Below are 14,648 nucleotides of genomic sequence, written 5' to 3'. Positions count from 1 at the left end.
CATCCCAAAAGCTAGGGGGGCAGGTGTTGCAGGCCTGAAATTCCCCCCTCGTTTACAGGTGAGTACGGATTAATCCGTCACATGCCGCAGCCCAGAATTCGCCCGCCCACGCTCGGTGCAGGCGCCGCGTCTGCCATGCTGTAACCGTTTGATACAGCGGTGTGGGTCCTACGAACTCTCGAGGCCTCCCGATGTCGATCAAGTCCCTGCGCGCTCGCGCTGCCGCTGCCCTGCGCCGTGCTTCCAGCTCTGCAACCGCCCGTGCCGCGGCGCCGCGGCCGACGTCGTGGAAGGTCGAGACGCTGGAGCCCAAGCTGCTGCTGTCGGCCGACGCGCTGCCGGCGGTGCACCTGCTGGCGACGCAGGCGGATGCGCAGGCGCCCAAGGTGTACGGCTTCGAGCGCGGCGAGGGCGCGGCCTGGGTGGACGCGCGCGCGGCCGGTGACGGCGCCAGCGGGCTGCTGCAGTTCGGCAACGGCATCTCGGCGGGCGACGTGGCGGTGCGCCGCGTCATCGACGACGCTACCGGCGAGGCCAACGCGCTGGAGCTGGCGCTGCGCGGCAGCGGCGACCGCGTGCAGCTGCGCGGCTTCTTCACCGACGCCAACCCGGTGCAGGCGGTCGCGTTCGCGGACGGCACGCGCTGGACGGCGGACGAGCTGCCCGGCCTGATCGAGACCGGCCCGCAGCGCCAGGCGCTGGCCGCGGAGTCGGGAGCCACCCAGGCCGTCGTCACCAACGGCCCGGGCAACAACCTCTACCTGTTCGGCCGCGGCGACGGCGCCACGACGGTGCAGTCCTACTCGGACCCCAACCTCGGCAAGGTCAACACGCTGCAGTTCAAGGCCGGCGTGGCGCCGGCGGACGTCAGCGTCGCGCGCGCGCTCGACAGCCAGGCCGGCGGCAACGTCGCGCTGGCGTTGACGATCAACGGCACCGCCGACGTCATCTCCTTCAACGGTTTCCTCTACGGCGGCACGCCGGCCAATGCGTTCAACGGGCTGCAGAAGGTCGTGTTCGCGGACGGCACGAGTTGGGACGTGTCGCACCTGCTGTTCCTGCTGGGCATGGGCACGGCGGGCAACGACTCGCTGAACGGCGGCAGCGGCGCAGACCTGCTCAACGGCGCGGCCGGCAACGACTCGCTGGATGGCGGCTACGGCAACGACACGCTGTACGGCGGCGCCGGAGACGACAACCTCTACGGCATCTACGGCGACGACGTGATGGACGGCGGTGCTGGCAACGACACGCTGCAGGACGGCTACGGCAGCGACACCATCCTGTTCGGCCGCGGCGACGGCCAGGACCGCGTCTGGTTTGGCTACAACACCGGCGGCAACGTCAACACGCTGCAGTTCAAGGCCGGCGTGGCACCGGCGGACGTCGTCGTCAAGCAGGCCTACGACAACTACTGGGGCGGCAACAACAACGCGCTGGAGCTGAGCATCGTCGGCACCACCGACAAGATCACCTTCAACGGCTTCCTGCGCGGCGACAACCCGGCCGGCGACCCGTACAACTCGTTGCACAAGGTGCGCTTCGACGACGGCACCGAGTGGGACATCGCGACGCTGCTGGCCAAAAGCCAGGTGTTCACCGATGGCGACGACAGCGTGCGCGGCACGGTTGCCAACGACAACTTCAGCGGCGGCCTGGGCAACGACACCATCGGCGGCGGTGGCGGCAACGACATCCTCGACGGCGGGCCTGGCAACGACACGCTGGCCGGTGACGACGGCGACGACCAACTCACCGGCGGGTTGGGCAACGACAACCTGTCCGGCGGCAACGGCACCGATGCGCTCATCGGTGGCGACGGCAACGACACGCTGAACGGCGGTGACGGCAACGACACGCTGACCGGTGGCGATGGCAATGACACGCTGGATGGTGGCTACGGCAACGACCAGCTGACCGGCGGCGCGGGCGACGACAACCTTTACGGCGGCTACGGCGACGACCAGCTGGACGGTGGCACCGGCAACGACACGCTGCAGGTGGGCTACGGCAATGACACCATCCTGTTCGGCCGCGGCGACGGGCAGGACCGCGTCTGGTTTGGCTACAACACCGGCGGCAACGTCAACACGCTGCAGTTCAAGAGCGGCGTCGTGCCCGAGGACGTCGTCGTCAAGCAGGCCTACGACAACTACTGGGGTGGCAACAACAACGCGCTGGAGCTGAGCATCGTCGGCACCACCGACAAGATCACCTTCAACGGCTTCCTGCGCGGCGACAACCCGGCCGGCGACCCGTACAACTCGCTGCACAAGGTGCGCTTCGACGACGGCACCGAGTGGGACATCGCGACGCTGCTGGCCAAGAGCCAGGTGTTCACCGATGGCGACGACAGCGTGCGCGGCACCCTCGTTAGCGACAACTTCAGCGGCGGCCTGGGCAACGACACCATCGGCGGCGGTGGCGGCAACGACATCCTCGACGGCGGGCCGGGCAACGACACCTTGTCGGGCGATGACGGCGACGATCAGCTCATCGGCGGCCCGGGTAACGACAACCTGTCCGGCGGCAACGGCACCGATGCGCTCATCGGCGGTGACGGCAACGACACGCTGAACGGCGGTGACGGCAACGACACGCTGACCGGTGGCGATGGCAATGACACGCTGGATGGTGGCTACGGCAACGACCAGCTGACCGGCGGCGCGGGCGACGACAACCTTTACGGCGGCTACGGCGACGACGTGATGGACGGCGGTGCCGGCAACGACACGCTGCAGGACGGCTACGGCAGCGACACCATCCTGTTCGGTCGTGGCGATGGCCAGGACCGCGTCTGGTTTGGCTACAACACCGGTGGCAACGTCAACACGCTGCAGTTCAAGGCCGGCGTGGCGCCGGCGGATGTCGTCGTCAAGCAGGCCTACGACAACTACTGGGGCGGCAACAACAACGCGCTGGAGCTGAGCATCGTCGGCACGACCGACAAGATCACCTTCAACGGCTTCCTGCGCGCGGACAACCCGCTGGGCGACCCGTACAACTCGCTGCAGAAGGTGCGCTTCGACGACGGCACCGAATGGGACCTGGCCACGCTGATCGCGAAGAGCCAGACCTTCACGGACGGCGACGACAGCGTGCGTGGCACGATTGCCAACGACAACTTCAGCGGCGGTCTGGGCAACGACAGCATCAGCGGCGGCGCGGGCAACGACATCGTCGATGGCGGGCCCGGCAACGACTCGCTGGGCGGCGACGACGGTGACGACCAGGTCATCGGCGGCACCGGCAACGACACGATCAACGGCGGCAATGGCAACGACACGCTGAGCGGCGGCGACGGCAACGACACCATCGACGGCGGCTACGGCAACGATCTGCTGACCGGGGGCGAAGGCGACGACAGCCTCAACGGCAGCTACGGCGACGATGTGCTGGACGGCGGTGCCGGCAACGACACGCTGCAGGACGGCTACGGCAGCGACACCATCCTGTTCGGCCGCGGCGACGGTCAGGACCGCGTCTACTTTGGCTACAACACCGGCGGCAACGTCAACACGCTGCAGTTCAAGGCCGGCGTGGCGCCGGCGGACGTCGTCGTCAAGCAGGTCTACGACAACTACTGGGGCGGCAACAACAACGCGCTGGAGCTGAGCATCGTCGGCACCACCGACAAGATCACCTTCAACGGCTTCCAGCGCAGCGACAACCCGCTGGGCGACCCCTACAACTCGCTGCAGAAGGTTCGCTTCGACGACGGCACCGAATGGAGCATCGCCGACCTGCTCGCCAAGCTGCACGCCGGCACGTCGGCGGCCGACAGCATCGCCGGCACGGTGGCGGCGGACGAGATCCATGGCGGCGCCGGCAACGACACGCTGGCCGGCCGCGGCGGCAACGACTCGCTGTACGGCGAGGAAGGCAACGACACGCTGTACGGCGAGGACGGCAACGACACGCTGGTGGGCGGCGCCGGCAACGACTGGCTGGACGGCGGCACCGGCAACAACACCTACGTGTTCGGCCGCGGCGACGGGCAGGACACCATCGGCTACCGCTACGACACGACGGCGGGCAAGCTCAACACCCTGCAGTTCCGCGCCGACGTGCTGCCGGGCGACGTCAGCGTGCGCCGCGTCTACGACAGCCAGAACGGTGGCATCACGGCGCTGGAGCTGGCCATCGTCGGCAGCAACGACCGCGTCACGGTCAACTACTTCTTCTACAACGACGACCCGACCAACGGCTACAACCCGGTGCAGCGGGCCACCTTCGCCGATGGCACGGTGTGGAACATCGCCCGCCTCGTCGAGCTGATGAGCGCCGGCACCGAGGCCAACGACAACCTGCGTGGCACCAACGGTGCCGACGTGCTGACCGGCGGCCGCGGCGACGACATCCTCAGCGGCAACGACGGCAATGACCGCCTGCTGGGCGGCGACGGCAACGACGCGCTGTACGGCGGCAACGGCAACGACACGCTGGACGGCGGCAGCGGCAACGACTACCTGGATGGCAGCTACGGCAACAACACCTACCTGTTCGGCCGCGGCGACGGGCAGGACACGCTGGTGTCCACCTACGACTCCACGGCCGGCAAGCTCAACACGGTGCAGTTCAAGGCCGGCGTCGCGGCCGGCGACGTGCTGCTGCGCCGCGTGGGCGGCACGCAGGGCAGCGGCAACGAATCGCTGGAGCTGTCCATCGCCGGCACGACCGACCGGCTGCTGATCAACTACTTCTTCCAGGCCGACAACCCCGGCAGCTACTACAACCCCGTCCAGCAGGTCCGCTTCGACGACGGCACGACCTGGGACATCCCGACGCTGCTGGCGCTGCTGGGCGCCGGCACCGCCAGCGACGACGCGCTGCGTGGCACCACCGGTGCCGACACGCTGAGCGGCGGCCGCGGCAACGACAGCCTGGAGGGCCTGGACGGCAACGACACGCTGCTGGGCGGTGACGGCAACGACGCGCTTTACGGCGGCAACGGCAACGACACGCTGGACGGCGGCGCCGGCAACGACTACCTCGACGGCAGCTACGGCAACAACACCTACCTGTTCGGCCGCGGCGACGGGCAGGACACGCTGGTGTCCACCTACGACTCGACGGCGGGCAAGCTCAACGTCGTGCAGCTCAAGGCCGGCGTGGCCGTGGGCGACGTGCTGCTGCGCCGCGTGGGCGGCACGCAGGGCAGCGCCAACGAGTCGCTGGAGCTGGTGATCGCCGGCACGACCGACCGGCTGCTGATCAACTACTTCTTCCAGGCCGACAACCCCGGCAGCTACTACAACCCCGTCCAGCAGATCCGTTTCAACGACGGCACGACGTGGAGCGTCGGCGACATCCTGACCGCGCTGGGCAACGGCACGGCGGCCGACGACGCGCTGCGCGGCACCACCGGTGCCGACACGCTGAGCGGCGGCCGCGGCAACGACAGCCTGGAGGGCCTGGACGGCAACGACACGCTGCTGGGCGGCAGCGGCAACGACGCGCTGTACGGCGGCAACGGCAACGACACGCTGGACGGCGGCGCCGGCAACGACTACCTCGACGGCAGCTACGGCAACAACACCTACCTGTTCGGCCGCGGCGACGGGCAGGACACGCTGGTGTCCACCTACGACTCGGCGGCCGGCAAGCTCAACGTCGTGCAGCTCAAGGCCGGTGTGGCCGTGGGCGACGTCGTGCTGCGCCGCGTGGGCGGCACGCAGGGCAGCGGCAACGAGTCGCTGGAACTGTCCATCGTCGGCACGACCGACCGGCTGCTCATCAACTACTTCTTCCAGGCCGACAACCCCGGCAGCTACTACAACCCCATCCAGCAGATCCGCTTCAACGACGGCACGACGTGGAGCATCGGCGACATCCTCGCCGCGATGGGCACCGGCACCGCCAGCGACGACGCGCTGCGCGGCACCACCGCCGGCGACACGCTGAGCGGCGGCCGCGGCAACGACAGCCTGGAGGGCCTGGACGGCAACGACACGCTGCTGGGCGGCAGCGGCAACGACGCGCTGTACGGCGGCAACGGCAACGACACGCTGGACGGCGGCACGGGCAACGACTACCTGGACGGCAGCTACGGCAACAACACCTACCTGTTCGGCCGCGGCGACGGGCAGGACCTGATCGTCTCCACCTACGACTCGGCGGCCGGCAAGCTCAACACCGTGCAGTTCCGCGCCGGCATCAGCCCGGCCGACGTCGTGCTGCGCAAGGTGACCGGCACGCAGGGCGGCGCCAACGAGTCGCTGGAGATCACGCTGGTCGACAGCGCCGACCGGCTCATCGTCAACTACTTCTTCCAGGGCGGCAGCTCCGCCAGCTTCTACAACCCCGTCCAGCAGCTGCGCTTCGACGACGGCACCGCCTGGGACCTGGCCGCCATCGGCGCCCGCCTGGAGACGGCACCCGCGACGACGACGATCAACGGCACCAGCGGTGCCGACACGCTGACCGGCACGGCCGCCAACGAGACGCTCAACGGCCTGGGCGGCGCCGACACGCTGGCCGGCGGCGCCGGCACGGACTTCCTGTCCGGCGGCACCGGCAACAACACCTACCTGTTCAACCGCGGCGATGGCGTCGACACCATCCTCTACAGCGGCGACACCAACCCCAGCCGCCTGAACACGGTGCGCCTGGGCGTGGGCATCACGCCAGCCGACCTCGTGCTGCGCCGCGTGCTGGACAGCCAGACCTTCCGCTACAGCGCGCTGCAGATCGGCATCGCCGGCACGGCGGACCGGCTGGTCATCAACTACTTCGTCGAGAACGACAGCCCCACCAACGCCTACAACCCGGTCCAGCAGCTGCAGTTCGACGACGGCACGATCTGGACGGCCACCGAGATCTTCAACCGCCTGAACACCGCCACCGCGGGTGACGACACGCTGACCGGCTCCACGGCCGGCGAGACGCTCAGCGGCGGTGCGGGCAACGACCAGCTCAGCGCGCGCGGCGGCAACGACACGCTGCTGGGCGGCGACGGCGACGACCTGCTGTACGGCGAGGCGGGCAACGACACGCTGGACGGCGGCGCGGGCAACGACTACTTCAGCGTCGGCAACGGCAACAACACCATCCTGCTGGGCTTGGGCGACGGCGTGGACGTGCTGGCCTACACCGACTACGACACCAGCAAGACCAACACGCTGGTCTTCAAGGCCGGCATCACGCCGGATGACGTGCGCCTGAGCCGCGTGGTGGAAGAGGGCGCGCGCAGCTACCGCGCGCTGGAAGTGGCCTATGGCAACGGCGGCGACAAGCTCACCGTCAACGCCTTCTTCGAGAACGAGGACCCCAACCGCGGCTACAACCCGCTGCAGAAGATCCAGTTCGACGACGGCACCGTCTGGACGCTGGCCGACATCGTCGCCCGCGCGCAGGCGGGCACGGCGGGCAACGACACGCTGCGCGGCACGTCCTGGGCCGACACGCTGGACGGTGGTGACGGCAATGACACGCTGCTGGGCGGCGCCGGCAACGACACGCTCAAGGGCGGCGCGGGCGACGACCTGCTGTACGGCGAGGCGGGCAACGACACGCTGGAAGGCGGTGCGGGCAACGACTACTTCAGCGTCGGCAACGGCAACAACACCCTCGTGCTGGGCCTGGGCGACGGCGTGGACGTGCTGGCCTACACCGACTACGACACCAGCAAGACCAACACGCTGCTGTTCAAGGCCGGCATCACGCCGGCCGACGTCAAGCTCAGCCGCGTGCTGGAGGAAGGCGCGCGCAGCTACCGCGCGTTGCAGGTGGCCTACGGCACCGGCGGCGACCGGCTCACCGTCAACGCCTTCTTCGAGAACGACGATCCCAACCGCGGCTACAACCCGCTTCAGAAGATCCAGTTCGACGACGGCACCGTCTGGACGCTGGCCGACATCGTCGCCCGCGTGAACGCGGGCACCGACGGCGCGGACAACCTCATCGGCACGGCCGCCGGCGAGACGCTGGAAGGTGGCGATGGCCACGACACGCTGTCCGGCCGCAGCGGCAACGACACGCTGCGCAGCGGCCGCGGCAACGACGCGTTGTACGGCGAGGGCGGCAACGACACGCTGGAAGGCGGCGAGGGCGACGACCTGCTGTACGGCGGCGGCGAGAACGACACGCTGGACGGCGGCGCGGGCAATGACTACTTCCACGTCGGCAACGGCAGCAACACCATCCTGCTGGGCCTGGGCGACGGCGTGGACGTGCTGGCCTACACCGACTACGACACCAGCAAGACCAACACGCTGGTCTTCAAGGCCGGCATCACGCCGGCCGACGTGCGCCTGAGCCGCGCGCTGGAAGAGGGCGCGCGCAGCTACCGCGCGCTGGAAGTGGCCTACGGCAACGGCGGCGACAAGCTCACCGTCAACGCCTTCTTCGAGAACGAGGACCCCAACCGCGGCTACAACCCGCTGCAGAAGATCCAGTTCGACGACGGCACCGTCTGGACGCTGGCCGACATCGTCGCCCGCACCCAGCAGGGCACGGCGGGCAACGACACGCTGCGCGGCACCTCGTGGGCCGAGACGCTGGACGGCGGCGACGGCAACGACACCCTCATCGCCGGCAACGGCAACGACACGCTCAAGGGCGGCGCGGGTGACGACAGCCTGTCGGGCGAGGAGGGCAACGACGTCCTCGACGGCGGCACCGGCAACGACACGCTCAGCGCCGGCAACGGCAACAACACCTACCTGTTCGGCCGCGGCGACGGCCAGGACACGCTGATCGAGACGCCGTACAACACCAGCAAGGTCAACACGCTGCAGTTCAAGCCGGGCATCACGCCGGCCGACGTCATCGTGCGCCGCGTGTTCGACTACCGCACCGCGCAGTACACGGCCATCAGCATCGGCCTGGCCAACAGCGACGACAAGCTCACCGTCGCCTACTTCTTCTACAACAACGACCCGAAGAACGCCTACAACCCGCTGCAACAGGTCAAGTTCGACGACGGCACGACGTGGGACCTGAACGCCCTCGTCGCCGAGGTCGACAAGGCCGTGGGCATGGACCTCATCGTGCGCGACGTCAGCGTCGCGCCGGCCGGTGGCGCCAGCCAGTTCCTGTCCGGCGGCCAGGTCACCGTCACCTGGACCACCGTCAACCAGGGCGCCACCGCCACCATCGGCGACTTCGCCGACCGCGTCACGCTGCGCACCGCCGGCGGCGACGTGCTGGCCGAACTGCTGGTGCCCTATGTCGAAGCCACGTCCGGCGCGCTCGCGTCCGGCGCAGTCATCACGCGCACCGTCACGCTGAAGCTGCCGGACGGCCCCACCGGTGCCGGCAACCTGCTGGCCGTCATCGAGAGCGACTACGGCAACACGCAGAAGGAAGGCGGCACCACCGAGACCAACAACCGCGGCCAGGTCGGCTTCGCCAGCACGCTGGCCGAGTACGTCAACTACGTCAACCTCGTCGCCAGCAACCTCAGCATCACGCCGGCCGGTGACTGGCAGAACGGCGACACCGTCACCGTCGGCTGGACCACCAGCAACGCCGGCACCATCACGCCGACCCGCGGCTGGACCGAGCGCGTGGAGGTGCTGAACCAGACCACCGGCATCGTCATCGCCAGCCTCACCCGCAACGGCACGCCCGCCGAGGCCGCTCCCGGCGCCAGCGTGGACCGCACCGCCAGCTTCAGCTGGCCCGGCGGCGCCAACGCGGCCGGCGCCATCCGCCTGCGCGTCACCGTGGACGCCGGCAACGAGATCGCCGAGTTCAACGGCAACGGCACGCTGGAGAACGACAACCAGCTGCAGGCCAACGTCAACGTCGGCAGCGACCTCATCGCGCGCAATCTCAGCCTTGACAGCGCCACGCCGATGTCCGGCGACGTGCTGACGCTGCGCTGGGAAGACGTCAACCAGGGCCGCGTCGCGACCAACCTGAATTACCAGGACCGCGTCGTCATCCGCCAGCGCAACGCCGACGGCAGCGCCGGCCCGGTGCTGGTGGACACGCTGGTCAGCTTCACCGGCAGCGCTGCGCTGCCGCTGGCCGCCGGCGAGAGCCGCCAGCGCAGCTATGGCTTCGTGCTGCCGCAAGGCCTGCGCGGCGCCGGCACCTTCGACGTGATCGTCAGCCCCGACCGTGGCAACGGCGGCGCGGGCGTGCTGTTCGAGGCCAATGCCGACGGCACGGCCGAGAGCAACAACGACGCAGCGTGGAGCTTCACGGCCGCGCTGCGCACCTACGCCGACCTGGCCGTCACGTCGGTCGACGTGCCGCCCAGCGCCAGCGCGGGCACCGACATCAGCGTTGCCTGGGTCGTCAAGAACAACGGCGCTGCCGCGGCCACGGCCGCCAGCGGCTGGGTCGACCGCATCGTGCTGAGCCGCGACGCTATCGTCGGCAACGGCGACGACGTCGTGCTGGCCGAGGTGCCGCGCGGCACGTCGCTGGCGAGCCTGGACGAATACCGCCAGACGGCCACCGTGCGCATCCCCACGCGCATCGAAGGCGCCTACCGCATCGCCGTGATCGCCGATGCGACGTCCAAGGTCACCGAGCCCGACACCCGTGCCGACAACGCCGGCCTGTCCGCCAGCCTGAACGTCACGCAGACCTATGCCGACCTCGCGCCCACGCTGACGCTGGTGCCCGCCGAGATGTTCGCCGGCCGCACGGCGCGGGTGGAGTGGTCCGTCCGCAACAGCGGCACGATCGCCACCGACGTGAACCGCTGGGTGGACCAGGTCTACCTCAGCAGCACGCCGACGCTGACGGCCCAGTCCACGCTGCTGGGCTCGGTCACGCGCGTCGGCACGCTGGCCAAGGACGACAGCTACGCCGCCGGCCTGGACTTCACCGTGCCGCGCGACGCCGTGGGCGCGCGCTACGTCATCGTCAAGACCGATGCCTTCGCGGCCGTCTACGAGCTGGGCCGCACCGACAACAACATCGTGGTTGCCAACGCCGCCACGACCGTGAAGGCCGAACCCAAGCCCAACCTGCAGATCGAGGGCGTCACCGCGCCCGCGGAATGGCGTGTGGGCCAGACGGTGCAGGTCAGCTACACCGTGCGCAACGCCGGCAACGACAACATCAGCGGCTTCTTCGGTGAGGAGATCCGCCTCGTCGACACGCTGGGCCTGATGCCCAACCAGGTGCTCACCAGCACCTGGGCCTTCCAGACGCTGGGTGCCGGCGGCGCGCTGACGCAGAACCTCAGCCTCGCCGTGCCGGCCCTGCCGCCGGGCAACTGGCGGCTGGAGATTGCAGCCGACCGTGGCAACTATGTGGCCGAGTCCAACGAGACCGACAACGTCGCGTCGCGGGCGGTCACCCTCGTCGCGCCCGACCTCGTCGTCGGCAGCCTCACCACCACCGGCCTGCTCCAGGGCGGCGAGGCGATCTCGCTGGCCTGGACGACGCGCAACATCGGCAGCGCGCTGGCCGCGGACATCCGCGAGAAGGTCTACCTGTCCAGGGACGGTGTCGTCGGCAGCGGCGACATCCTGCTGGGCGAGCGCAGCATCGCCAGCCTGGCCGCAGGCGCCAGCAGCGCCGGCAGCCTGGGCTTCACGCTGCCGGTGGACCTGTCGGGCGCGTGGCGCCTCATCGTCGTGACCGACACCGGCGCGGCGAACAACGAGTCCACGCAGGAAGGCAACAACCAGGACTCGCTGGCCATCGACGTGGCGCAGGACGCCTACGCGGACCTCGCCGTGCTCAGCGTCAGCGCGCCCACGCGCGTCATCGATGACCCGGCCAGCATCACCGTCGAATGGACGGTGAAGAACGAGGGCCCGGGCGCCGGCCGCGCGACCAGCTGGACCGACCGCATCATCTACAGCACCAATGCCGTGCTGGGCGACCAGGACGACATCGTGCTGGGCGACGTCGTGCGCAACGGCGCGCTGGCCGCGGGCGAGAGCTACACCGGTCACCTGGACTACCAGTTCGGCCCGGCCTTCAGCCGCCACGGCACCATCTTCGTGAAGAGCGATGCGACGGGCGCGGTGTGGGAGAACGCCAGCGAAGCCAACAACGTGAAGGACGCCGGCCACGCGACCGACGTCATGCCCATCCCGTACGCGGACATGCGCGTCGAGTCCGTCACCACGCCCAGCACCGCCTACAGCGGCCGCGAGCTGACGGTGCAGTGGACCGTGGCCAACCGCGGCATCGGCATCACCAACACGACCGGCTGGACCGACAGCGTCTGGCTGAGCCGCAACGCCGACGGCAGCGGCCAGCGCTTCGACCTCGGCAGCGCCGGCCATCTCGGCCAGATGGCCGTGGACGACACCTACAACCGCAGCATCGTCGTGCGCCTGCCCGACGGCATCTCGGGCGACTGGTTCCTGAACGTCGCCACCGGCGGCCCGTACGAGTTCATCTACGGCAACGACAACGTCGGCCACTCGCTGGCCGTGCCGGTCACGCTGAGCGACTCGCCCGACCTGCGCGTGGACATGCTGGACGCGCCGGCCACCGCGCAGGAAGGCGCGCTGGTGGACGTGAGCTGGCGCGTCGTCAACGACGGCCAGGCCCGCGCGGCTGGCCAGTGGCAGGACACCGTGCTGCTGCTGGCGCCCAACGGCTCCACCGTCGTGCTGGGCAATTACGTCTACGACCGCGGCCTGGACGCGGGCAAGAACTACACCCGCACGGAGCAGGTGCGCCTGCCGAGCAAGATCGAGGGCGGCTACCGCCTGCGCGTCGTCACCAACAGCCTGCTGGGCACCGGCGGCCAGCCGCAGGTCTACGAGTACGGCGACGCCCGCAACAACAACACGGCGACGGATACCGACGCCATCATCGTCAGCCTGAACAACCGGCCGGACCTGCGAGTCACCAAGGTCGAGGTGCCCACCGATGTGACCGCCGGCACGACAGCCGGCTTCAAGTTCACCGTCGCCAACACCGGCCCCGAAGCCACGGCAGGCCAATGGCAGGACTACGTCTATCTGTCGCTGGACGGCATCGTCAGCTCCGATGACGTGCTGCTGGCCCGTGTTGACAGCGGCGCCGCACTCAGCCCGGGCGGTGATGCTTACACGACGACCGTCAACGGCGTGGAAATCCCCATCCGCTACCGCGGCGACGTCTACCTGATCGTCGTGGCCGATGGCGGCAACCGCGTGGACGAGTACCCCAGCGAGGGCAACAACGCCCGTGCTGAACGCTTCCACATCAATCCGGTGCCGTTTGCCGACCTCGTCACCAGCGATGTCGTGGCGCCCGACCAGGTCGTGCATGGCGCGACCGTGCAGGTCAACTACAAGGTCACCAACAAGGGCTCGGCCACCACGCGCGGCGATGCCGCGACGACCAACAGCTGGACCGACACCGTCTGGCTCACCGTCGACAAGACCCGCCCCAACCCGTCCAAGGGCGACATCAAGATCGGCCAGATCACGCACACCGGCAAGCTCGCCATCGGCGAGGACTACCTGGGCCAGCTGGACGTGCAGATCCCGGATGGCGTGCGCAGCGGCAACTACTTCCTCACCGTCTGGAGCGACACCTACGACGCCATCCTGGAGGACACGCTCTCCAGCAACATCAATCCTGACGATCCCACGCAGGTCGACAACAACAACTACAAGGCCCGTCCCGTCAGCGTGCTGGGCATCACGCCGCCCGACCTCGTCGTCAGCAGTGTGACGGCGCCGGCCAGTGCGCAAGCGGCCGGCAGCTACAGCTTCGGCTACACGGTCAAGAACCGCGGTGACGCCTTCGATGGCAGCTGGACCGACAAGGTCTGGCTGATGGACAACCCCGATCCTGCGCAGGCCAAGGTCTACTGGCTGATCGCCGAGCTCAAGCAGCAGCGCACACTCGGAAACGGCGAAACGTACAGCGTCACTCAGACCGTCAATCTGAGCCCCGCCGTGAGCGGCGGCTACCTCGTCGTCCAGACGGACGCCGGCTACAGCTTCCTGGGCCGCAACGACGTCGCCGAAGTGGCGGAGGACAACAACGTCAACCGCGCCGTGTCCAGCGTGACCAATGCACCGGCGGACCTGCGCGTCACCAACGTCACGACGCTGCCGACCAACTTCTCCGGCGAGGACACCACCGTTACCTGGACGGTGCAGAACTTCGGCAGCGCCGTCTGGAGCGGCACCAAGGGCTGGCTGGATCACATCTGGGTCAGCCCAGATCCGACCTTCATCCCGTCGCGCGCCACGCAGATCGGCTCCGTGGTGCACAGCAACGCGACAACGCTAGGGGCCGGCGAGAGCTACACCGCCAGCGCCGTCGTCAAGCTGCCGCCGGGTACCGACGGGGTGTACTACGTCTATGTGATGACGGATGGCAAGCACTATCCCGAGTCGCTGGCACCTGAGCTGGGCCGCGGCGAGAGCCCCACGCCAGCCCAGCAGTCGCAGGACGAAGTCAACGCACCGCCGACGCCCCACAGCGACTACAACGCCTACACCCGCGACATCTACTACACGACCTCGGTGTTCGAAGGCGCGCGGCGCGACAACAACCTCGGCCGCGGCACGCTGAACATCGTCTACCGCGAGCCCGACCTGCAGATCGACAAGATCACCGTCGACAACCCCAACCCGAGCTCCGGCGACACCATCACGGCGACGTGGACCGTCACCAACCGCGGCACGCGAGACACCCGCGTGCCGGGCTGGATGGACGGCGTTTACCTGTCGCGCGACGAGACGCTGGACCCCAGCGACTACCCACTGGTGGACCGCGGC

The 14,648-nt window shown here is 69.0% G+C and carries 1 protein-coding gene (running past one end of the window); it reads left to right on the top strand.

Annotated features, from left to right (window positions below; all coding sequences use genetic code 11):
- Window positions 1-191 precede the first annotated feature (191 nt).
- Window positions 192-14,648: the beginning of a calcium-binding protein gene (locus AC1Q7O_RS10960; protein ID WP_492659443.1), read on the top strand. The gene runs 19,038 nt beyond the window's last position; 14,457 of the gene's 33,495 nt are visible here — the first part of the coding sequence; it begins with the start codon at window positions 192-194; the stop codon falls past the right edge of the window.

The sequence above is a fragment of the Roseateles sp. GW823-FHT07B05 genome (assembly GCF_058794515.1).
Note: the sequence above shows the minus strand (reverse complement) of the source record. Positions and strands in the feature narration are given on the sequence as shown.